Origin of the sequence: Sorangium sp. So ce367 (genome assembly GCF_051520455.1) — a bacterium.
GTDB lineage: Bacteria > Myxococcota_A > Polyangia > Polyangiales > Polyangiaceae > Sorangium > Sorangium cellulosum_B.
The window spans coordinates 8,373,434-8,396,091 of sequence record NZ_CP150334.1; the positions used below are offsets into that span (position 1 = coordinate 8,373,434).

Below are 22,658 nucleotides of genomic sequence, written 5' to 3' on the forward strand. Positions count from 1 at the left end.
GTGCGCGGGTTCGGAGGGGAAACCAAGATATCGGCCCCCTTCAACGAGTGTCAAACACGAGGCTGGCAGCGCAGCTCAGATCGCGCGGCCGCCGTCCGCCTGCCAATCCTGCCGACGTCGCGACGAGCGGAAATCGCCCGGCCCGGGGGCGATACCGCACAATCCCACCATGGCTCTTGCCGAGGAGCAGGGAGACAGCGGAAGACCCGCGCGCTCGCCGATCAGGGCGCGACGAAGTGGCCGGGCGCCTCGTCTCCGAAGCACAGGCCCATCTCACGGGCCGTGACGACCGTGTCCGAGTCGAGCGGCACCGTCTTCGTCTTGCCGGCGACCTCCTCGAGGGGGACGAGCTCGATCCGGTTCGAGCGCAGCGCCACCATCCCGCTGCCGCAGTCCTCGACGAGGCAGCGCGCCGCGGCCGCGCCGAAGCGGAGAGCGAGCAAGCGATCCGCCGTCGTGGGTCCGCCGCCCCGCTGGAGGTGGCCGAGCACCATCGAGCGCGCTTCCTTGCCGGTGCGGGCCGCGAGCTCCTTGGCCACGCGCTCGGCCACGCCCCCGAGCACGGCGGTGCGGCGGAACGCGTCGCCCGCGTCCTTGATGATCAGCTCACCGCCTTGCGCGTACGCCCCCTCGGCCGCCACGACGATGGAGAAGCGGCGCCCGCGCGACTCCCGCAGGCGGATCTTCTCGGCGATCGCCTCGACCCGGAACGGGATCTCCGGGATCAGGATGGCGTCGGCTCCGCCGGCGATCCCGGCGTTGAGCGCGATCCAGCCCGCGTGCCGCCCCATCACCTCCACGACCATGATCCGCTCGTGCGCCTCGGTCGTGGTGTGGAGCCGGTCGAGCGCCTCGGTCGCGATGGAGACCGCCGTGTCGAAGCCGAACGTGAGGTCCGTGCAGCAGACGTCGTTGTCGATCGTCTTCGGTACGCCGATCACGAGCGGCAGCCCGCGCTGGAGCAGCTCGTGCGCGATCCGCATGGAGCCGTCTCCGCCCACCGAGATGAGCGCGTCGAACCCCTCCGCGCGGAACCGCCGCACGAGGTCCTCGGATCGATCCCGCGGCACGAGCCCGTGCTCGCCAGGCGTCGGGTAGTGGAACGGATCGCCGCGGTTCGCGGTGCCCAGGATGGTGCCCCCGAGGTGCGCGATGCCCCGGACCCGCTCGCGATCCAGGCGGATGAGCCCGTCCGGAGCGTCGTCGAGCAACCCGCGGTACCCTTGCCGGATCCCCCACACCTCCCAGCCACGCTCGAGCGCGCCGAGCGTGGCCGCGCGGATCACCGCGTTGAGCCCCGGCGCGTCACCCCCGCCTGTACTGATAGCGATCTTTCGTGCCGCCATGACGCCCGCAGCATCGCGAGCCGCCCCCGGCGACGCAATAGACATCTCCTCGACCTGGCCTCGAAAGGCACGCATGCGCGTGGCGATTCGACGGAACGACGGCGGCGGACGACGGCGGACGTCGGCGAACGCGGCCCGCTGGGCGAGCCCGGGGAGCGCGCCCAGCGAGGAGCGCCTGCGCGAACCGGCCTTCGCACCGCCGCGCGTGCGCCGTGTGGTCGGGGCCGCCACGGGAGGGGTGTCGATCTGGGAGGAGCGCAGGCATGACGGTCGCGAGCGCCGGCGACAGGGTATAGGGGCGTGCGCATGCGATCACCCCGGCTGCGTGCCCCTGTATGAACCGCGCCACCCTGATCCGAGGCATCCAGGTCATCGTCACGCTCACGCTCGCGTCGTTCGCTTACGTCCTCTACAGCGAGATCCACGACAAGCAGGCGAGCCTCGCCGCCGCGTTCGCGCACGTGCGCCCGGGCTGGCTGCTCGTCGGCGCCGTGCTGGCGCTGCAAGAGGGCGTGTTCGGAGGCCTCAGGATCTGGACCCTCGGGCGCGTCCTCTGGCCCGAGCTCCGCGTCCGTACCGCGGTGACCTCGGAGTTCGTGCTGATGTTCTGCGCCGGGGTGACCCCCGGACAGGCCGGCGCGGCGCCGTCGCAGGCCGCCGTGCTCGTGCACGGCGGCATGCGGCTCGTCGACGTGGCCACGGCGGAGCTGCTCACCGCCTCGTGCACGATCACCTTCTTCCTCCTGTCTGCCGTGGTCATCTTCGTGCTGCAGCAGGGCGGGATGCTGGTCGTGCCGGCGGGCCCGCAGATCGAGTGGCTGCTCCTCTTCACCGTCGCGATGTTCGGCTCGGCCCTCGTCGCGCTCATCGCCGCGGCGGCGTACCCGCCCCTCCTCAAGGGGATCGTCCGCGCGCTGTCGGTGCCGCTCGGGAAGCTCCTGCGCGCCATCCTGCTGGGCGCCCGGCGCGTGCCCCGGCTGCGGGCCCGCGCCGAGGCCGCGCTCGCCGCCCCCGGCGCCACGACCGCGCGCCTGCTGCTGGGCGTGGACGAGTTCCACCACGGCTTCCGCATCTACATGCGCCGCGGCAAGCGCGCCTACGCCGCCGCGCTGCTGCTCACGTTCGGCTTCTTCTGCTCGCGGTTCGCCGTCGCCTACTTCATCCTGCTCGGGCTCGGCATTCCGACCTCGCCCTCGACGTTCGTCTCGGTAGGCCCGCCGATCGTGCAGGTCGTCCTGATCCAGACGCTGCTCAACTTCGCGCTCTACATGACCCCCACGCCCGGCGCGAGCGGCGTCGCCGAGCTCGGCTCGAACGCGCTCATGTCGCCCTGGGTCCACGGCGCGTTCGTGGTGCCGTACGTCGTCCTCTGGCGGGTGCTCACCCTGTTCCTCTGCATGTTCGTCGGGGGGGTCTACGTCTTCCGCTACCTCGGCGCCGACGTGCTCGAGGAGCGCGTGAAGCAGACGGAGGCGGAGAAGCGCGCGCTCGCGGAGGCGGCGCGCGCCGCGAAGGCGCCGCTGGGTGGAGAGGACACCACCGACCGGCAGCAAGGCGTGGGGTGACGCGGGAACGGGGTGACGCGGTCGGCGCGGCGGGCGCAGGCCGGCTCGCGAAAGCCGCGCCAGCCGCGCCCGGCGCAGGATCAGCGCGCGGAGATCGGCACGGCCGCGAACTGGACGAGCTTCCCGCGCCGCACCTTGAGGAGGGCGACGGACCCGTCCTTGAGCTTGGCGATGGCCGCCCGGAGGCCGGCGACATCCTTCACCGGGGCGCCGTTCACCTCGAGGATCACGTCGCCCACCTCGACCTCCTGGACCTTGCTGCCCGAGGCGAACCCGTCGACCCGCACGCCGCCGCCCGGGGCCTCGGAGACCTGGATGCCGAGCTTCTCGGCGCTCAGCTGGCGCTCGGGCCGGGCGCTCTGGCTCGGCCGCGCGCGGCCCGCGGCGTCACCCTCCTCGTCCTGGAGCGCGTCGAGCTTGGCCACGACCTGCTGCTGCTTCTGGGCGCGCACCAGCGTCACCGCGATCTCCGAGCCGGGCGCGTTGCGCGCCACGTTGCGCCGCAGCTCCTCGGCGTGGTGGATGGGGACGCCGTTCACGTTCACGATCACGTCGCCCGGCTTGATGCCGGCGCGCGCGGCCGCGCCGCCCGGCTCGACCTCGGCGACGAGCGCGCCCCGAGGCCCGTCGAGCTGGAGCGCCGCGGCGAGATCGCGCGTGACGGGCTGGAACAGGAGGCCGAGCTTGCCGCGCTCGACGAAGCCCTTCTCGCGGAGCTGCGGGAGCACGTCCTTCAGCGCGTCGATCGGGATCGCGAAGCCGATCCCGTTCGCGCCCGCCCGGATCGCGGTGTTGATGCCCACGACCTCGCCCCGCCAGTTGAACAGCGGGCCGCCGCTGTTGCCCGGGTTGATCGACGCGTCGGTCTGGATGAAGTCGTCGTACGGCCCCGCGCCGATCGCGCGCGCCTTCGCGCTGACGATGCCGAGCGTGACCGTGTGGCCGAGCCCGAAGGGGTTGCCGACCGCGAGCACGTGCTCGCCGACCCGCAGCTGCTCGCTCGCCCCGAGCGGCGCCACAGGCAGGCCGCTCGCGCCCTTCAGGCGGAGGAGCGCGAGATCGAGCTTGGGATCGCGGCCGACGACCTCGGCCTCGAACTCCCGCTCGTCGGCGAGCCGCACGCGGACGCCGGAGGCGTCGTGGATGACGTGCTCGTTCGTCACGACGTAGCCGCTCGGGTCGATGATGAAGCCGGTCCCGAGCGCCGTCTGCGTCGGCTGCTGGCCCCGCGGGTTGAGCCGTCCGCCGCCTTGCGGACCGAAGAAGAACTGGAAGGGGTCGAGCCCCTCGGGCCCCTTGACCTCATGTGTCGTCGTGATGTTGACGACCATCGGCTTCACCCGGTCTGACAGGGCGGCGACATCGAAGGTGGCCGGCACCGGCGCCGTCGCCGGCGGGAGCGTCACGGTCGCGACCGGCGGCGCCGCGGCCTGCGGCGAGGCGGCGGCCTGGGTGGAAGGAGGCGTGGCGTGGGCCTGTTGACCGCAACCGCCGATGGCCAGCGCCGCCGCCGTGAGCAGCGCGAGGGCCGAAGCGCGAGGGCGATAGGAAACCGCTTGAATCATGAAATCTCCGTCGAGCAGTCGAAGGGTCCTGCGATCGACGAACATGGGACCGACTGCGTTCATTCCGCCGCACCAAGAACGCCGCAGCCTCGGCTGACAAGCGCGCTCTCCTCGGCCCGTGCGAGCGGGCGCCGCGCCTGCCTGCCCGTCCATGGCGGCACGCGCCGCACGCGCCGCACGCGCCGCACGCAGCCGCGCGGCGGTGTCCGTCGAGATTTGAGCCGCGCGCTCGGCAAGGCTGCTAGGGTGCGCGCTCCTGGAGGCGAGCGATGGCGAGCGATGAGGGCCTGCTGCGAGGGCGCAAGATCGGGTTTCTTGGCGGCGGAAACATGGCGGAGGCGCTCATCCGCGGCCTCGTCCAGGGGGGCGCCGTGGGCGCGGAGCAGATCCGCGCGAGCGATCTCAAGAGCGAGCGGCTCTCCTTTCTCCGCGGGCGCTACGGCATCGAGACCACCGAGGACAACGAGGCGCTCTGCCAGTGGGCCGACGTCCTCGTCATCGCGGTCAAGCCGCAGATCGTCGATCGCATCCTCGCCCCCATCTCGTCGGGGCTCGGCCGCTCGGACGTCGTGATCTCGGTGGCGGCCGGCGTGCCGATCGACGCCATCGAGGCGCGCCTGCCCGAGGGAGCGCGCGTCATCCGCAGCATGCCGAACACCGCGGCGATCGCGCTCGCCGGCGCCACGGCGATCGCCGCCGGGAGCCACGCCACGAGCGAGGACGTCGAGATCGCGCGGACCCTGTTCCAGGCGGTCGGCCGCGTCGTCGTGCTCGACGAGTCGCTGCTCGACGCAGTGACCGGCCTGTCGGGCAGCGGCCCCGCCTACGTCATGCTGATGATCGAGGCGCTCGCGGACGGCGGCGTGAAGGTCGGCCTCGGCCGGGACGCGGCGCTGCTGCTCGCGGCGCAGACGGTGTACGGCGCCGCCAAGCTCCAGCTCGAGACCGGCGAGCACCCCGGCCGCCTGAAGGACATGGTGACGAGCCCCGGCGGCACGGCCATCGCGGGGCTCCACACGCTGGAGGCAGGCGGCCTCCGCCGCACCTTGATCGACGCGGTGGAGGCGGCGTCCAACCGCTCGGCCGAGCTGGGCGCCCAGATGGCGCAGAAGCTCCGCCGCACCTGAGCCTGACAAGGAGCGGGCCTGTCCCCGAATGCTGACCACGAGCAGGGGAGCAGCCGCGCCACGCGCAGTGTCACCGCCGGAGCTTGGCCTTGAAAGTACAAGACCAGAGACTCCATGGCATGCAGTCGCGCCCGTTCTCCGACCTCAGGTGTTGGCGTTCGGCCGGCTCTTGACTATGTTCGCCGCGTCGCAGCGGGACAGGCGATCGCCGGCGGACGGGGAAACCCGGCCGCGGGAGGAAAGTCCGAGCTCCGCAGGGCAGGGTGCCGGGTAACGCCCGGTGAGAGCGATCTCGAGGAAAGTGCAACAGAGAACAGACCGCCGCGCCGCGCGCTTCGCGAGGGCAACGAGCCTCCAGCCCGGATGGGCTGGGCTCCGAGCCTCCGCGGGCTCGCCGCGCGGCAAGGGTGAAACGGCGGGGTAAGAGCCCACCGCGCCCTTGGCAACAAGGGCGGCACGGCAAACCCCACCTGGAGCAAGGCCGCGTAGGGAGGCGTCCGCGACGGCGACAGCCGCCGCGGCAAGGGCTGCCCGCCCCAGGCCTCCGGGTTGGCTGCTTGAGGCGCGCGGCGACGCGCGTCCTAGAGGAATGATCGCCGGCGCGAGGGGGGCGACTCCCCGCGCAACAGAACTCGGCTTACGTCTCCTGCGACCACGAAGCTCCGCCCCGGCGGGGCTTCGTGCTTTTGTGCTCGCCCGCCGCTCACCTGTGGCAAGTCGCTACGCCGCCAGCGGCTGGAGGCGGTCGCGCAGCTTCTTCTTGGCGCGCGCCTCGAGCTGCCGAGCCCGCTCGCGCGACACGCCCAGGCGACGCCCGATCTCGGCGAGCGACAGCTCCTCCTCGGGATCCGCCATCATCCGGGTCTCGACGATGTACCGCTCGCGCGGGTCGAGGTTCTCCACCGCCTGCGTCAGCCGCTCCCGGAGCAGGGCCCCCTCCTCCGCGCGCGAGAAGCGCTCCTCCTGGTCCTGATCGTCCGCGGGCAGCGTGTCGACCAGCGACCGGGCGCCGTCCTCGAACACCTTCGTGTCGAGCGAGACGTCCCGGGCCTCCAGCCGGTGAGCCATCTCCAGCACCTTCTCCGCGGGCGCGCCGAACTTCTCGGCCAGCAGCCGATCCCCCTCCTCCCCCTCGCCCACGAGGCCCGCGATGCGCGCCCGCTCCCGCCGCAACCGGAAGAACATCTTCGAGCGGAGCGGGCCCGAGCCCACGCCGACCAGGCTCCAGGAGTGGATGACGTGGTTCAGGATGTACGCCCGGATCCAGTAGGCCGCGTAGGTCACGAAGCGGTTTCCGCGGTCCGGGTCGTACTTGCGGATCGCGTGGACGATCCCGAAGTTCCCCTCCGCGATGAGGTCGGCGAGCGGGATCCCGTATCGCCGGTAGCTGATCGCTATCGAGACAACATGCCTCAGGTTTGCGAGCGCGAGCGCGGCTGCGGCCTGCTCGTCGCCGTGGTCCCGCCACCGTCGAGCGAGCTCGACTTCTTCCTCGCGCGACAGCTCCGGGATCTGCCGAACATGCGTGATGTAGCGCGAAACCGCGCTGGCCTGATCTCGGGACGTTTGCACAGGGTTTCCTTCGAGGTCCGAAGACCCCGGTTCGGTTGTTGAGGCCGGCCGACGCCGGACCCCGTCTCCTGCTGTCGAGGTCGGCCGGGGCCGGGCCTCGATCGCGTTGATCGCTTCGCCGGCACTTGCCGCCGACGTGGTTGGTTCGAGATTCCGAAGAGAGCAGCCCACCCAGGCTGCGATGCAGCTGGCATGCCGCCCCGGGCGGGCAGCTTGTACACCATGGCTGCGAAGCGCTGGCGCACGCGGCTCGGGCGCGCCCGAGCGAGGCACGAGCCAAACCGAAGGCGCTAGAGAGCCAGGAGGGCCGCGATGCTCCGGGCAGACGCGCTCACGCGGCCCGTGTGCATCTCGCGTAGGCCGCCCGGGGGACAGGCGGCGCGAGCGAGGACGGAAGCGGCACCCGCGAAGAGAGCGGGCGCCCGATCAGACGGAATCTGACGGAAACGAACGGAGACGAACGGAAACGAACGGACTCAGACGGAGAACGAGGAGCCGCAGCCGCAGGTGCTCTTCACCGACGGGTTGCTGAACTTGAAGCCCGAGCCGTGGAGGCCTTCCACGTAATCAATCTCCGTGCCGTCCAGGTACTGGAAGCTGAGCGGGTCGATGAAGAGCTTGATGCCCCTGTCCTCGAACTCCTCGTCGAACTCCGTCGGCTTGTCCTCGAAGTACAGGTCGTACGAGAAGCCGGCGCACCCGCCGCCCACGACGCGCAGGCGCAACCCCTGCCCCAGCAGCTCCTCCGCTGTCGCGATCTCCATCACCTTCTCGGCTGCCTTCTGCGTGATCGTGATCATCCTGGAATCTCCTCTGCGTGCTTTGTCGGCGGGGGACGGCAGGTCCTGTCTCTGACGGGGCGCTCGCCCCGCCGGAAGGCGAACCGTGCGGTGAGCCCGGCCGGCCGTGCCCTGGGGTGGGGTGCTCAGGGCTCGCCAAAGATACGCACCTTCAGCGATGTCCGCCAGTGCCTCAGCCGGAGCGGCGTCAGGCGGCGCCCTGGCCGACCGTTCGTCCAGGGATGACCACCTGCGCCCCACCCGTGCGCCCACCCCTGCGCCCAGACGCGATCGCCCGGTCGCTCATCTGGCAGCGTCGGAATGTCGCATTGCTCACAGATGAGTCCGCGACCAGGACGGCCGCCATCGCCCGCGCGCAGCCGACGCTTGACGCCGGCTGCTGGGACCGACAAGTATCAATCCGTCAATCCGGATTAGGAGATATAACTTGCTCGATCTCAGCGCCACCACCGACGGAAGCGAACGCCCCGCGCGCCTCGAGGAGATCCTCGAACACCGGATCCTGTGCCTCGACGGCGCGATGGGCACGATGATCCAGCGCTACCGCCTGAGCGAGGCCGACTACCGCGGCGAGCGCTTCCGCGATCATGCGATCGACCTCAAGGGCAACAGCGATCTCCTCGTGCTGACGCGGCCGGACGTCATCTCCGAGATCCACGGAGCGTACCTCGACGCCGGCGCCGACATCATCGAGACGAACACCTTCACGGGCACCTCGATCGCCCAGGCCGACTACCGGCTCGAGTCGCTCGCCTACGAGATCAACCTGACCGCGGCCCAGATCGCCCGGAAGGCGGCCGACGCGTGGACGGCGCGCACGCCCGGCAAGCCGCGCTTCGTCGCGGGCGCGATGGGGCCGACGCCGAAGACGCTGTCGATCTCGCCGAGCGTGAGCGATCCGTCGTTCCGCGCCGTCGGCTTCGACGAGCTGCGGCGGGCGTTCGCGGAGCAGGTGCGCGGGCTCGTCGACGGTGGGGTCGACGTGATCCTCGTCGAGACGTTCCTCGACACGCTGAACATGAAGGCGTGCCTCGTCGCGATGGAGGAGGTCTTCGCGGAGAGGGGGCGGCGCCTGCCGATCCTGCTCAGCGTGACGATCACCGACAGGAGCGGCAGGACGCTCTCCGGCCAGACGATCGACGCCTTCTGGACGAGCGTGGAGCACGCGAGCCCGCTCAGCGTCGGCCTCAACTGCGCCCTCGGCGCGAGCGACATGCGGCCCTACCTCGTGGATCTCGCGAAGCTCGCCCGGGCGCGGGTGAGCTGCTACCCGAACGCGGGCCTCCCCAACGCGTTCGGCGAGTACGACGAGCTCCCGGAGACGACGTCGCGGCTGCTCGCGGAGTTCGCGGAGAGCGGGCTCGTGAACATCGTCGGCGGCTGCTGCGGGACGACGCCGGATCACATCCGCGCGATCGTCCACGCGACGGCGGAGCTCCGGCCGCGGCCCGTCCCCGCGGAGCGCGACGGCTTCGGGCGCTTCGCCGGCCTGGAGACGCTCGTCATCCGGCCCGACACGAACTTCCTGATGATCGGCGAGCGGACCAACGTGACCGGCTCCGCCCGGTTCATGGAGCTCATCAAGAAGGGCGACTTCACGACCGCGCTGGAGGTGGCGCTCGATCAGGTGCGCGGCGGGGCGAACCTCCTCGACGTGAACATGGACGAGGGCATGCTCGACTCCGAGCAGGCGATGACGACCTTCCTGAACCTCATCGCCACCGAGCCCGAGATCGCCCGCATCCCGATCATGGTCGACAGCTCGAAGTGGTCGGTCCTCGAGGCGGGGCTCAAGTGCATCCAGGGCAAGGGGATCGTCAACTCGATAAGCCTCAAGGAGGGGCCGGAGGACTTCCTCGAGAAGGCGCGCGCCGTGCGGCGCTACGGGGCGGGGGTCGTGGTGATGGCCTTCGACGAGATCGGCCAGGCCGAGACGGTCGAGCGCAAGGTCGCGATCTGCCAGCGCGCGTACAGGCTGCTCACCGAGGAGGCGGGCCTCGATCCGCAGGACATCGTCTTCGACCCGAACATCCTCGCGATCGCGACCGGCATCGAGGAGCACGGCGATTTCGCGAAGAACTTCATCGAGGCGACGCGGATCATCAAGGCGACCTGCCCGGGGGCGCGCGTGAGCGGCGGCGTGTCGAACCTGTCGTTCTCGTTCCGCGGGAACAACGTCGTCCGCGAGGCGATGCACTCGGCCTTCCTGTTCCACGCGATCCGGGCCGGAATGGACATGGGCATCGTGAACGCGGGGCAGCTCGCGGTCTACGAGGACATCCCGAGGGACCTTCTCGAGCGCGTGGAGGACGTCCTCTTCAACCGGCGCCCGGACGCGACCGAGCGGCTCGTCGAGCTCGCCGAGCAGGTGAAGGGCAAGGGCAAGAAGAAGGAGCTCGACCTCGCCTGGCGCGACGGCCCGGTCGAGGAGCGGCTCTCGCACGCGCTCGTGAGGGGGCTCGTCGACTTCATCGAGGCGGACGTGGAGGAGGCGCGGAGGAAGTACGAGAGGCCGCTCTCCATCATCGAGGGGCCGCTGATGGACGGGATGAAGATCGTCGGCGAGCTGTTCGGCGCCGGGAAGATGTTCCTGCCGCAGGTGGTGAAGAGCGCCCGCGTGATGAAGCGCGCCGTCGCGCACCTGCTGCCGTTCATGGAGGCCGAGAAGGCCGCCGGGGGCTCGTCGTCGCAGGGGAAGGTCGTGATGGCGACCGTGAAGGGCGACGTGCACGACATCGGCAAGAACATCGTGGGCGTGGTGCTCGGGTGCAACAACTACGAGGTGATCGACCTCGGGGTGATGGTGCACCAGGACAGGATCCTGGAGGCGGCGCTGCGCGAGGAGGCCGACATGATCGGGCTGAGCGGCCTCATCACGCCGTCGCTCGACGAGATGGTCAGCGTGGCGCGCGAGATGGAGCGGCGCGGGATCCGGCTGCCGCTGCTCATCGGCGGGGCGACGACGAGCCGGCAGCACACGGCGGTGAAGATCGCGCCGGAGTTCAGCGGGACGGTGGTGCACGTGCTCGACGCGTCGCGGGCCGTGGGCGTGGTGTCGAGCCTGCTCGATCGGGCGAACCGGCCGGCCTTCGACGCCCAGAACCGGGAGGAGCAGGCCCGGCTGCGCGAGCTCTTCGCGAGGAAGCGGGCGAAGCCGCTCGTGACGCTCGCCGCGGCGGACGGGGGGCGGCTCGAGATCGCGTGGCGGCCGGAGGACATCGCGAGGCCGTCGTTCACGGGGCGCCGCGTCGTGGAGGTGCCGCTCGCGGAGGTCGCGAGGTACATCGACTGGACGTTCTTCTTCACCGCGTGGGAGCTCCGGGGGCCGTTCCCGCAGATCCTGGAGCACCCGCAGTACGGCGAAGCGGCGCGCGAGCTGTTCGATCACGCGCAGAAGGTGCTGCAGCGGATCATCGATGGCCGGTTGCTCACGGCGCGGGGCGTCTACGGCTTCTGGCCGGCGAGCGGCGAGCAGCGGGACATCGTGATCTACGCGGACGAGGCGAGGGAGCGGGAGCTCGTCCGGTTCAACATGCTGCGCCAGCAGCAGGTGAAGGGGCAGGGCGGCGCCGAGGAGGACGGAGACGGCGGCGACAAGGCCGCGGGCGGGGTAAGGCCGCACCTGTCGCTGGCCGACTTCGTGGCGCCGCGGGAGCGCGGGCTCGCCGATCACGTCGGCGCGTTCGCGGTGACGGCCGGGCTCGGGCTCGACGAGATCGTGCGCGCGTACGAGAAGGACAGGGACGACTACAGCGCGATCATCGCGAAGGCGCTGGCGGACCGGCTCGCGGAGGCGTTCGCCGAGCTGCTCCACGAGCGCGCGCGCAAGGACTGGGGGTACGGCGCGGGAGAGGCGCTGACGAGCGAGGAGCTCATCGAGGAGAAGTACCGGGGGATCCGGCCGGCGTTCGGGTACCCGGCGTGCCCGGATCACACCGAGAAGCGCAAGCTGTTCGCGCTGCTCGACGCGCCGTCGGTCGGCATCGAGCTGACGGAGAGCTGCGCGATGACGCCGGCGGCGAGCGTCAGCGGCATCTACCTGGCGCACCCGAAGGCGCGGTACTTCATGGTGGGGCGCCTCGGCAGGGATCAGGTCGCGGACTACGCGAAGCGCAAGGGGATGACGGTCGAGGAGGTGGAACGGTGGCTGTCGCCGAACCTGGGGTATGACCCGAAGGCGGCTGTCGAGGGGGAGAGCGCCGTCGTGGCGGCTTGACGACGGGCAGAAGCGGCGATGAGCCCAGGGGCGCACGTTCCAGCAGAGGGGCGGCGTCCGAGCGCGGCAGCGATCCGACGCGGCCCGCGCGACGAACGTTGTGATAACAAGCTCCCCATGTCCGAAGCCGACTGGTTTGCGCTGAACCGCGCTGCCTGGAACGCGCGCACCCGCGTGCACCTGGCCTCGAAATTCTACGATCTGGGCTCGTTCCGGGCCGGCGCGAGCTCTCTCAAGCCGATCGAGCTCGAGCAGGTCGGCGATGTGCGTGGAAAGTCGCTGCTCCACCTGCAGTGCCATTTCGGGCAGGACACGCTCTCCTGGGCGCGGCTGGGCGCCCGCGTCACCGGGCTGGACCTCTCCGACGAGGCCGTCACGGCGGCGCGAGCGCTGGCGCAGGAGCTCTCGGTGGACGCGCGCTTCGTCGAGGCCAACGTCTACGACGCCCCCGAGGCCCTCGGCGGCGAGACGTTCGATATCGTCTTCACCTCGTACGGCGTCCTCGGGTGGCTCCCCGACATGACGCGCTGGGCGCGCGCGGCCGCGGCGTGCCTGAAGCCCGGGGGCGTCCTGCACCTCGTCGAGTTCCACCCCCTCGTGTGGACCTTCGACGATGCATTCGAGCAGATCGCCTATGCCTACGATGGTCACGGGGAGCCGATCGTCACCGAGGAGACAGGCACGTACGCCGACAGGAGCGCGCCCGTGACGCTGAAAGAGGTCGGCTTCAACCACGGGATCGGGACGGTTGTGTCGGCGCTCCTCGACGCGGGCCTCACGCTGGAGCGCCTGCGCGAGCTCGACTGGTCCCCCTACGATATCTTTCCGGACATGGTGGAAGGACCGCCAGGGCAGTTCCGCATGAAGAAGTTCGGGCGCCGACTGCCGCTCGTCTATGCGCTCGCGGCGCGACGGCGCGTCTGAGAGCGGGGCAAGCCCCACGCACGCTCAGGGGGTCGCCGTCCTCCGGCCGCGGCGGTCACTTGGCATCACTTGCCATCACCTGCACAGGACGCGTTCGTCCAGGGGGAGGCGCGGGCTGCGCTCCGGGCGCGCGAAGCTGTCGGGCGACCGCAGCACGTCGCCGAGGCGCGCGTCGGCCAGCGCCACGAGCGCGGCAGGCGCGGCGGGCAGCGGTCCGCCGCACGGGATGGGCTGCACCATCGCGTAGACCATCGGACCGCGCTGGAGGAGGCTCTCGTACAGCGCGTGGCCGAAGACGAGCGCCGCGGCCTCGCCCCGCTGCACGGCGTCCCGCACCTCGCCGGCGCAGCGCTCCAGATCCTCGGCATCGCCGAGGAGGGGCGCCTCGCGCGCGTTGTTGTAGAGCAGCAGGAGCCCGCCCTCGTCGAGGAGCGCGAGCCCGTCCAGCTCGCGCGTGCGCGCCGGGGGGAGCGCCTCCGCGCCGGGATGGATGCGCGCGGCGATCGCCCGGTGCTGGCGCGCGTGGAGCTCCGCCTTCGCGCGCGGGAAGGCGGCCCACACCAGCATGTTGAGGAAGTCGTGCCAGTTGCTCGGGCGCGTGGGCACGCAGCCCTCGACGTGGATGCGCGCGTCGTAGAGCGCCGAGGGGTCGACGGGCCCGCGCCGCCCGCGCCGGCGAGGCCGCGGCTTTTGCTCCGCAAAGCGCACGGGGAACCCCTCGCCGAGCGCCCGGTTGTAGTCCTCGACCGGCGGCCAGCCGGCGCACCCCGCGAACGCCTCGGCCAGGGGGCGGATCGGCCAGTAGAGCCGGCTCTTCTCGTAGAAGAGCGGCTCCCAGGGAACGGGGGTGCTCCCTGGCGCGCCGCTCGGGTGCGGCGCAGCTCGGCCGGCGGCGCTCACGCGGCGCAGCGTAGGAGCAGCGCAGCGAGAGCTCAAGCCGCGCGCAAGGCGGCGCCGGGACGCGCCGAGCGCGCGGCGGCGGCCCACGCGCCGGGACCAGAGCCGCCGGCCGCCCGGCAGGCCCGCGGTGGACCGAGCGCACGGAGCTGGGCAGCAAGGCGCGGGTATCCCGAGACTCCCTGTCTCAACTCACCCGGTTTCCCTGGATATCCATGCTCGCCCTCGTGCAGCCATCACGCAACGAGAGCTCGCGCCAAGCCTGGAGTGATGGTCGTTCGCCACGGACGTGGTTGCGACGGATCTGCCCCCACGCCCGCCGCCCGCGTGTCATCCTGAGATAACGAGATGGCTCGCCTCGAGGACCGCCTGCCAGAGAACGCCCCCGGCGATTACTTCGTCGACCGGTCGTGCATCGACTGCGACGTATGCCGCCAGCTCGCCCCCTCGGTGTTCGTGCGCGCGCCCGCCGTCGAGCAGAGCGTCGTCGCTCGCCAGCCCGCGACGCCGGACGAGCACCTCCGCGCGGCCATGGCGCTGGTGTCGTGTCCGACCGCCTCCATCGGCACCTCCGCACCGGCGGCAGGGATGGCCGCCGCGACCTTCGCCTTCCCCGAACCGATCGACGAGGATGTCCATTATTGCGGCTATACCTCGTCGTCCTCCTTCGGCGCGGCGAGCTACCTCATCGTGCGACCCGAGGGCAACGTGCTCGTCGACTCGCCCCGCGCCGCCAGGCCGCTCACGAAGCGCATCCGCGAGCTCGGCGGCGTCCGGACCCTGGTGCTCACCCACCGCGACGACGTCGCCGATCACCGGATCTTCCGCGACAACTTCGGGTGCGATCGCGTGATCCACGAGGACGACATCGACGACGGAACAGCGCTCACCGAGGTGAAGATCAAGGGGCTCGACCCCGTGGCCCTCGCGCCCGATCTCACGTTGATCCCCGTCCCGGGCCACACGCGGGGCAGCGTCGCGCTCCTCTTCCGGGACCGGTACCTCTTCACCGGGGACCATCTCTTCTTCTCCGGCGAGCTCGGGCGACTCGACGCGTCGCGCGACGTCTGCTGGTATTCCTGGGCGGAGCAGATCCGCTCGATGGAGCGCCTCCTCCAGCACCGGTTCACGTGGGTCCTGCCCGGCCACCACCGCCGGTACCGCGCTCCGTCCGAGGACGCCATGCGCGCCGAGCTCGCCGAGCTCATCGATCGCATGAAGATGGCGTGACACGCGCACAGGCCCATGCGCGTTGACGTGCGCGCGCTTCGGCGAGCGGCCCGCCTCGGTCCGCCGGGCGCCGTGGTACGATCGCGTCCCTGATGACGCCGGACCTCATCGTTCGCGGGTTGCGGGTGGTCACCGGGGGCGCCGTGCGGCCGGCCTCGGTGCACATCCAGGGCGGCACCATCGTCTCCGTCGCCGGCTACGACGAGCTGCCGGAGGGCTGCCCCGTCGTGGACGCTCGGGGCGCGGTGGTGATGCCCGGGCTGGTCGATGCGCACGTGCACATCAACGAGCCCGGGCGGACCGAATGGGAGGGCTTCGAGACGGCGACGCGCGCCGCGGCCGCGGGCGGCGTCACCTCGCTCGTCGACATGCCCCTCAACAGCATCCCGCCGACGACCACGGTCGCGCACCTCGAGAAGAAGGCGCGCGCGGCGGAGGGCCGGTGCCTCGTCGACGTGGGCTTCTGGGGCGGCGCCGTCCCGGGCAACGCGGGAGAGCTGGTCCCGCTGCTCGAGGCCGGCGCGCTCGGCTTCAAGTGCTTCATGGTCGACTCGGGCGTGGCGGAGTTCGGCCACGTCGCCGAGGCGGACCTCAGGGCCGCGCTCGAGGTGCTCGCGGGCACGGGGGCGCCGCTGCTCGTCCACGCCGAGCTCCCCGGCCCTATCGACGCGGCGCGCGCGGCGATCGCCGGCCTGGATCCGCGCACGTACGCGGCCTACCTGCGCTCGCGCCCGCGGGAGGCGGAGGACCAGGCGATCGCCCTGCTCGCGTCGCTCTGCCAGGCGACGGGCGCGGCGGCGCACGTGGTCCACCTCTCGTCGGCCACGGCGCTCGACATCCTGCGGCGGGCGCGCGACGGCGGCGCCGCGCTGTCGGCCGAGACGACGCCGCACTACCTGCACTTCGCCGCCGAGGAGATCCCGGACGGCGCGACGCCCTTCAAGTGCGCTCCGCCGATCCGGGAGCGGCAGAACCGCGAGGAGCTCTGGGCCGCGCTCGCGGGAGGCCTCATCGATTTCGTCGTCTCCGATCACTCCCCGTGCACCCCCGAGCTCAAGCGGCTCGAAGCCGGCGACTTCGACGCCGCCTGGGGTGGGATCTCGAGCCTGCAGCTCGGCCTGTCGATCGTCTGGACCGACGCCCGACGCCGGGGCATCCCGCTCGAGCGGCTCGCGGACTGGCTGTGCCGCGGGCCCGCGAGGCTCGCCGGATTGCGGCGCAAGGGGGAGATCGCGCGCGGGTTCGACGCCGATCTTGTGCTCTGGGATCCCGACGCGAGCTTCCGGGTCGAGCCGCCGACCCTCCAGCACCGGCACAAGGTGACGCCGTACGCCGGAGAGGAGCTCCACGGCGTCGTGGAGGCCACCTACCTTCGCGGCGAGAAGGTCCATGAGCGCGGGAGCTTCCCCGCGGAGGCGAGAGGGCGATGGCTGAAGCGAGAGGGGTGACGGGGCCGGCGTTCGCGGAGGCGCTCGATCTGGCCTCGGAGCGCCTGGGCGGCGCGGTGCTCGCGGCGAACGACGAGTTCTTCGCGCCGAAGGAGAACCTGCTCAAGGCAGGGAAAGCGGTGTTCCTCGAGCACGAGTACACCGATCGCGGGAAGTGGATGGATGGCTGGGAGACGCGCAGGCGCCGGACTCCCGGGTTCGACTGGTGCCTCGTCCGGCTGGGGCTGCCAGGGATCCTCCGCGGGGTCATCGTCGATACGGCGTTCTTCCGGGGCAATTACCCCGAGCACTGCTCCATCGAGGCGTGCGCGGCGCGGCCCGACGCGCGGGTCGAGGACTTGCTCGACCCACGGACGCACTGGGTCGAGATCCTGCCGCGCTCGCCGCTGGCCGGCGACGCGCAGAACGCGTTCGAGCTGAGCAGCGCTTCGCGGTTCACGCACCTCCGCCTGAACATCTATCCGGATGGCGGCGTGGCGCGGCTCCGGGTGCACGGCGACGCCCTCCCCGACGTTCGCCGGCAGGGCCGCCCGGGCGCGGAGATCGACCTCGCGGCCGCGGAGAACGGCGGGCGCGTGCTCTCGTGCAGCGACATGTTCTTCGGGGTGCGCCACAACCTCATCATGCCCGGCCGGGCGGCGAACATGGGAGACGGCTGGGAGACGCGGCGCCGGAGGGGGCCCGGGTACGACTGGGCCCTCGTGGAGCTGGCGGCTCAGGGCGAGATCGCGCGGATCGAGGTCGACACGAACCACTTCAAGGGCAATTACCCCGACAGCTGCATGATCGAGGGGATCGACGCGGCGGGGCGCTCCGCGGCGGAGCTCGCCGGCGCGGGCGAGTGGCGGGAGATCGTGCCGCGGACGAAGCTCCAGGCGCACACGCGTCATCTCTTCGAGGAAGAGCTCCGCGCGACGGGGCCGTTCACGCATGTGCGCCTGAACATCTATCCTGACGGCGGCGTGAGCCGGCTCCGCATCTTCGGCAACGCGACCCGGAGCGGGGCGGCCGAGCAGCGGCTCCGCTGGCTCAACGCGCTCACGGGGCCGGAGGCCGAGGCGGAGCTCCGCGTGGCGTGCGGCTCGTCGGCGTGGGCGTCGCAGATGGCGGCGGCGCGGCCGTTCCGCGACGAGGAGCACCTCTCCGCGGCGGCGGCGCAGGCCTTCGCGCGGCTCGCGCCGGAGGACTGGCTCGAGGCGTTCCGCGCGCACCCCCGCATCGGAGAGACCAGGCCGCAGGCGGAGACCGCGGAGGCGAGCGCGACGGCGAGGCGCTTCTCCAGCCAGGAACAGGCGGGGATGAGCGCCGCGGCGGTGGATACGCGGGAGGCGCTCGCACACTTGAACCGCGCCTATGACGAGAAGTTCGGGTTCATCTACATCGTCTGCGCCACCGGGAAGAGCGCGGACGAGATGCTGGAGGCGCTGCGCGCGCGGATCGAGCACACGCCGGAGCAGGAGCTGCCCATCGCCGCGGACGAGCAGCGGAAGATCACCGCGATCCGGCTGAAGAAGCTCCTGTAAGGCGGATAGAGCCCCGGGCGCGGCCCCCGAGGAGGGAGCGCGCCGGGCGGAGGGAGCGCCGGCACGTCGGGAGTCCGGGCGATCGGGTGTCCGAGCGTGAGGCGCTCAGCGCGAGAGCTGGCCTCGCAGCGCGCCGTCGGGGAAATCGGCGGTGCGCACGGCGACGTAATACCTCTCTGGATCACCGAGCAATGCGCTCAGATCGTCGCGGGCCGCGCTCACGCAGCCGCTGGAGCTGCCGCCGGTCGGCGGCATCAGCGTGATGATCCCGCGGCCCGCGCGGCCGGCGGAGCCCTCGTGGATGCGCGCCGCGGTCGCCGGCGCGATGCCGGCCACCGCGAGGTCGAAGCAGACCTCGCCGCGGTCGAGATCGAGCGTGACGCGCGCCGTGCCGCTCCCCTTCGGGTCGCCGGGGCCGGGCACTTCGTCTTGCCCCGTGAGCGCCGCCGTGAGCGAGCGGACCGGGCGCTCAGGCAACGCCGCGCGCGCCAGCGCCGTCGCGAGGAGGACGGCGCCCAGCGCGAGCATCGTGAGGTGTTGCATGTCTCCCTCCTGCACATCACGGGGATGCGCGATTCGAGGGCGCCACGAAGAGCAAAGGCGACGCCGCCCGCGCGCCGCGAGCCGCCCCGCACGTCGGTCGATCGCGGGGGCGGCGAGGAGGCGACGACGGACACGGCGATTCGCCCCGATCGCCGAGGCGCGCTGGAGAGAGACAGAGGCGGACAGCGGACCCGGATCGGCACACGACGCGGGGAATCGGCGTCGCCTGCGCGAGGTGGCAAGGCGGCCGGTGCTCCACATGGGCGGACAGGCCGCGGGCGCGGCCAGAGCAGCGGTGGAGGCATCCGCATGAGCACGCCCGGTCCGTCGCGGGCGGGGGCTCAGGGTTGACGACGAGTCCGCCTTCTGCCAGGAGACGGGCGCGCGCGAGGCGCGCAGAGAGCACGGCGGAGGCACACGATGAGCACAGAGATCTCGAAGACCGACAACGACGACTGGACCATGCCCAAGCTCATCGCGCTCGCGTTCACGACGCTCCTCGTGGCCTTCTCGGTCATCTACCTCATCTCTCCCTGAACGGCGCGCGTTCGCCCGTTCCCCGGCGCGCGCCGGCCCCACGAAGGGCGGCGCGCGCTACAGCTTCCTTGCGCAGCGCACGCCGAGCGCGTCCGTCACATCGGTCGGGTCCCAGCCTGTCCGCAAGCGAGCGGAGAGATCCTGCGGTCTAGGCTGCCACCAGCTGCCGCCGCGGATCACCCGCGCGGAGCCGCGCTCGACGTTCGCGCAATCACGGCACGGCTGGGGGTACGTCCCCTCGAAGTCCAGGGTCCACTCCCACACGTTCCCCGCGAGGTCGGCCTGCCCCCACCGGCCATCACCCCTCGGCGATCTCGATCCGACGACGGCGCTGCCCGTCATGTCGAACACGGCGTAGGTCGAGTTCGGAAGCGCGTTGCCCCACGGATACGCCCGCTGCTCGCTCCCGCCAGCCGACGCGTACTCCCACTCCGCCTCTGTCGGGAGCCGCCCGCCGTCCCAGGCGCAGAAGGCGAAGGCGACGAACCAGCTCACGCAGCTGATCGGCTTGAGCTCGTTCCCGCCCGCGTCGTCGGTCCACGAGTGCAATCCCGGGTTGCACTTCAAGTCATCCCTCAGCGCCGCCTGGCTCGCGGGCAGACGGGAGTCCCACGCAGCGTCCCAGCCGCTCCGCACGATCGCCGGGTGAGCTCCAGCGCCGGCCGCGGGTCGGCTCGCGGGATACGCCTCGACGAACTTGCGGAACCGTCCGACGGTGACCTCGTAGCGATCCAGGCGCAGGTCGCTCACCTCCGCCGGATACGCCGCGTCGTCGCTCCGCTCGTACCGGCCACCCGGAACGCGCGGACTCGCGCAGCAGGGCTGGTTCCGATCCGGCCCGCAGGCCTCGCCCGCCCCGGTCTCGCCCAGGCGGCAGCTCGGCGGCAGGATGCACCGGCCCGCGCCGCACCACCCAGCGCAACCGGCAAGACCCCACCGCCCGTCGCTGCCGCACACCTCGATGCTATCGCCGGCGCACCGCGCCTCGTCGGGAGAGCACTCGACAGGGGTCCCCCCGCCCCCGCCTGCGTCACCGCCGCCGCCAGTCGCTGCGCCGCCGGCCTCGCCGCCACCCGTCGCCCCACCACCCGCCGCGCCACCGCCGGTCGCGCCGCCACCGGTCGCACCACCGCCGGTCGCGCCGCCCCCCGTCGCGCTGCTGCCAGCCCCGCCGCCACCGACCGCCGTGCCCGACCCACCACCTGCTCCGCCGCCGGCGGCGCCACCGCCGCCGTCGCCATCGACGAAGCTCCGCACCCTCTGCTCGCAGCCCGGCCCGAGCGCGGCCATCGCGACGGCCAGCCAGCCAGCACCGCGCCGGCGATCCCGAGCTTCACCCGAACGAATCCGTAGAGCGCCCACAGTTCACCTTCACAGTCGCCCACCGACGGGCACCCGCCATCGTATCATGTGGGACACCTGCTTCACCCCGCCCGACCGTCGGCCTCGCGGCGCCTCCGGGCGCACCACGGACGGCAGGCGCACGCGTCGCGCTCGCCGCGCGGGACGGCGCTCTCGCGCGGATGCGCGCTCAGCTGCCTCGGTACGTGGTGTAGCCGTGAGGGCTGAGCAGCAGCGGGACGTGATGGTGCTGCGCCGGGTCCCGGATCTCGAAGAGGATCGACACCGTGGGATAGAAGCTCTCGCACCCGAGCGCCGCGTAATAGGCGCCTGTGTGGAAGGTGAGGCGGTAGCGGCCCTGGAGGGGCCGTTCGCCGGGCGGCAGCAGCCCCTTCTGCCGGCCGTCGCCGTCGGTCGTGCCCCGTCCGACCTCCCTGTAGCCGCCGTCGTCGCCGACCTCCAGCACCACCAGCACGCCGCTCGCCGGGCAGCCCCGTGACGTGTCCAGCACGTGCGTCGTGATCGCGCTCATCGGTCCTCCTCGTCGCTCCGGCCCTCCGCGAACCGGGCCATTCCTGTGCTCTCCTATCACGCGCTCCGGCGCGCCACGATGGCTTGAAAGGATCGGCCCCTGAGCTCGTCCGGCGTGAGGCCGGTCCTCTCCGCCGCCTCGCCCTCCGTCATCGCCCCCGCGCCGATCGCGCGCAGGAAGAAGCCCAGGAGCCCCTGCCCCGTCGCGGCGTCGTCGAACACCGTCCCGGCGACGGTCGCCTGGGCGGCCCGCTCGACGAAGCTCCGCAGCCGCGCGGCGGCCGCGTCGACGCCCTCCAGGAAGAACGCGTACGTGGCGGCGTAGCGGACCGGCAGCTCCGCGGGGTGGAGGTCCCAGCCCTGGTAGTAGCCGCTCTCGAGCGCGCGACGAACCTGCCCGTACTTCAGCCGCCACGCGCCCACGACCGCGCGACGGTTCTCCTCGCTCTGCTGCGGCGTGAGCGGCGCGCCGCCGGGGCGCGCGCGGTGCGGACCGACGGGCAAGAGGTTGCTCGCGCCGTCGGACAGCCAGAGCCCCGAGCCGGCCAGCGCGACCTGCATCACGTGCCGCGCGAAGTCGCACGCCGGGTGGGCGAGGCGCTGATGGGCGGCCGTGATCTCGCAGCTCGCCGTGTAGTCATAGGCCCCGAAGTGCGCCGCCACGCATCGCCCGCGGGCCGCCTCGACCAGCCCGGGCAGCGCGATCTCCCCGCGCGGGCCGATGATCGACGCCGGCGTCTCGACCATCAGCTCGATCCGGATCGAGCCGGCTGGAAGTCGCAGCGCGCCCTCGAGCGCGTCGAGGGCGTCGGCCAGGGCGGCGACCTGCTCGGGCGCGACCACCTTCGGCAGCGTCACCGCGAAGGCGGGCGGGAGCGCGCCGCCCGAGGCGGCGATGAGCGCCGAGAAGAAGACGTCGAGCGTCCTCAGGCTCCGCTCGGCGCACCCGTCGCCGAGCGGCTTGATCCTGATCCCGAGGAACGGAGGCAGGCTGCTCGCCGCCATGCCGAGGGCGACCTCGCGCGCGGCGGCGGCGGCGTGCGCGTCCTCCTCGTTTCCGGGGCGCACGCCGTAACCGTCCTCGAAATCGATGCGCAGGTCCTCCACGGGCTCGCTGCGGAGCTTGTCGAGCACGCGCGCGTGCACCGCGTGCGCGAGCCGTGCAGCCCCGGAGGCGCGCTCGGCCGCGGCTCCGCCCGCCTCGATCGCGGCCGCGAGCGCGAGGGCGTCGGCGCGCCCCTCCGGGAGCCCCTCGGCCCCCGGCAGGCCGATCGCCCGCGCGAAGGCGGCGAAGTCGGGCGCGTGCTCCTCGACGGCGCGGAGGGCCACCGCCCCGAGCTTCCGGGCCGTGTCGGCCTTGAACAGGTGGGCGCCGCCGTAGACGGTGTGGACCGGCTGGCGCGCGCCCGTGCGGTCGAAGACAGAACGCCCGCTGCGGAGGCGCGAGAGCGCGCCGCGCAGCGCTTCGGAGGAGAGGCTCGTCTGGAACATGG

General features: G+C 72.1%; 16 protein-coding genes and 1 other RNA gene. 8 read left to right on the forward strand and 9 right to left on the reverse strand.

Features of this window, described 5'->3' with window-relative positions:
• Positions 1–221: 221 nt before the first annotated feature.
• Positions 222–1,346, reverse strand: a complete 1,125-nt coding sequence (locus WME97_RS31680; RefSeq protein WP_437542855.1) for a 6-phosphofructokinase — start codon at positions 1,344–1,346, stop codon at positions 222–224.
• Positions 1,347–1,681: 335 nt separating this feature from the next.
• On the opposite strand from WME97_RS31680, the gene WME97_RS31685 reads away from it, so the two are divergent.
• A complete protein-coding gene (locus WME97_RS31685) occupies positions 1,682–2,911 on the forward strand; it encodes a lysylphosphatidylglycerol synthase transmembrane domain-containing protein (protein ID WP_437542858.1) in 1,230 nt (409 codons plus the stop codon).
• 80 nt (positions 2,912–2,991) lie between these two features.
• Here WME97_RS31685 and WME97_RS31690 read toward each other — a convergent pair whose 3' ends face one another.
• Positions 2,992–4,476, reverse strand: a complete 1,485-nt coding sequence (locus WME97_RS31690; RefSeq protein ID WP_437542860.1) for a Do family serine endopeptidase — start codon at positions 4,474–4,476, stop codon at positions 2,992–2,994.
• Positions 4,477–4,745: 269 nt separating this feature from the next.
• On the opposite strand from WME97_RS31690, the gene proC reads away from it, so the two are divergent.
• Positions 4,746–5,603 carry a pyrroline-5-carboxylate reductase gene (proC, locus tag WME97_RS31695; protein WP_012238496.1) on the forward strand — a complete coding sequence of 286 codons (858 nt, stop codon included), beginning with the start codon at positions 4,746–4,748 and terminating at the stop codon, positions 5,601–5,603.
• Positions 5,604–5,792: 189 nt separating this feature from the next.
• Positions 5,793–6,257: RNase P RNA component class A (gene rnpB, locus WME97_RS31700), an RNA gene on the forward strand.
• A 66-nt stretch (positions 6,258–6,323) separates the two neighbouring features.
• Here rnpB and WME97_RS31705 read toward each other — a convergent pair.
• Together WME97_RS31705 and erpA are read right to left on the reverse strand one after the other, a co-directional pair.
• Positions 6,324–7,175 carry a sigma-70 family RNA polymerase sigma factor gene (locus WME97_RS31705; RefSeq protein ID WP_012238497.1) on the reverse strand — a complete coding sequence of 284 codons (852 nt, stop codon included), beginning with the start codon at positions 7,173–7,175 and terminating at the stop codon, positions 6,324–6,326.
• A 476-nt stretch (positions 7,176–7,651) separates the two neighbouring features.
• Positions 7,652–7,975 carry an iron-sulfur cluster insertion protein ErpA gene (gene erpA, locus WME97_RS31710; RefSeq protein ID WP_437293785.1) on the reverse strand — a complete coding sequence of 108 codons (324 nt, stop codon included), beginning with the start codon at positions 7,973–7,975 and terminating at the stop codon, positions 7,652–7,654.
• A 427-nt stretch (positions 7,976–8,402) separates the two neighbouring features.
• Between erpA and metH the strand changes: the two genes are divergently transcribed.
• Both metH and WME97_RS31720 read left to right on the forward strand, forming a co-directional pair.
• The gene (gene metH / locus WME97_RS31715; RefSeq protein WP_437542863.1) at positions 8,403–12,191 is read left to right on the forward strand and encodes a methionine synthase; all 3,789 of its coding nucleotides are present in this window, start codon (positions 8,403–8,405) and stop codon (positions 12,189–12,191) included.
• Between the two features lie 117 nt (positions 12,192–12,308).
• Positions 12,309–13,115, forward strand: coding sequence for a class I SAM-dependent methyltransferase (locus WME97_RS31720; protein WP_437542865.1), 807 nt, complete (start codon positions 12,309–12,311; stop codon positions 13,113–13,115).
• 75 nt (positions 13,116–13,190) lie between these two features.
• On the opposite strand, the gene WME97_RS31725 is transcribed toward WME97_RS31720, so the two are convergent.
• Complete coding sequence (locus WME97_RS31725; protein WP_437542866.1) at positions 13,191–14,015, reverse strand: DUF3025 domain-containing protein; 825 nt, start codon at positions 14,013–14,015, stop codon at positions 13,191–13,193.
• A gap of 345 nt (positions 14,016–14,360) precedes the next feature.
• Between WME97_RS31725 and WME97_RS31730 the strand changes: the two genes are divergently transcribed.
• From WME97_RS31730 to WME97_RS31740, 3 genes are all read left to right on the forward strand, one after another.
• Positions 14,361–15,242 carry an MBL fold metallo-hydrolase gene (locus tag WME97_RS31730; RefSeq protein WP_437542868.1) on the forward strand — a complete coding sequence of 294 codons (882 nt, stop codon included), beginning with the start codon at positions 14,361–14,363 and terminating at the stop codon, positions 15,240–15,242.
• Positions 15,243–15,334: 92 nt separating this feature from the next.
• Positions 15,335–16,690, forward strand: coding sequence for an allantoinase AllB (gene allB / locus WME97_RS31735; RefSeq protein ID WP_437542870.1), 1,356 nt, complete (start codon positions 15,335–15,337; stop codon positions 16,688–16,690).
• Positions 16,669–18,213 carry an allantoicase gene (locus WME97_RS31740; RefSeq protein ID WP_437542872.1) on the forward strand — a complete coding sequence of 515 codons (1,545 nt, stop codon included), beginning with the start codon at positions 16,669–16,671 and terminating at the stop codon, positions 18,211–18,213. Before allB ends, WME97_RS31740 begins: the two co-directional genes overlap by 22 nt.
• A 105-nt stretch (positions 18,214–18,318) precedes the next feature.
• Here WME97_RS31740 and WME97_RS31745 read toward each other — a convergent pair whose 3' ends face one another.
• From WME97_RS31745 to WME97_RS31760, 4 genes are all read right to left on the reverse strand, one after another.
• A complete protein-coding gene (locus WME97_RS31745; protein ID WP_437542875.1) occupies positions 18,319–18,756 on the reverse strand; it encodes a CHRD domain-containing protein in 438 nt (145 codons plus the stop codon).
• A 594-nt stretch (positions 18,757–19,350) separates the two neighbouring features.
• Positions 19,351–20,583, reverse strand: a complete 1,233-nt coding sequence (locus WME97_RS31750) for a formylglycine-generating enzyme family protein (RefSeq protein ID WP_437542877.1) — start codon at positions 20,581–20,583, stop codon at positions 19,351–19,353.
• A gap of 241 nt (positions 20,584–20,824) precedes the next feature.
• Positions 20,825–21,166 carry a hydroxyisourate hydrolase gene (gene uraH, locus WME97_RS31755; protein ID WP_012238509.1) on the reverse strand — a complete coding sequence of 114 codons (342 nt, stop codon included), beginning with the start codon at positions 21,164–21,166 and terminating at the stop codon, positions 20,825–20,827.
• Positions 21,167–21,222: 56 nt separating this feature from the next.
• Positions 21,223–22,656: a DUF6986 family protein gene (locus tag WME97_RS31760; RefSeq protein WP_437542880.1), complete on the reverse strand. Its 1,434-nt coding sequence runs from the start codon at positions 22,654–22,656 to the stop codon at positions 21,223–21,225.
• Positions 22,657–22,658 lie beyond the last annotated feature (2 nt).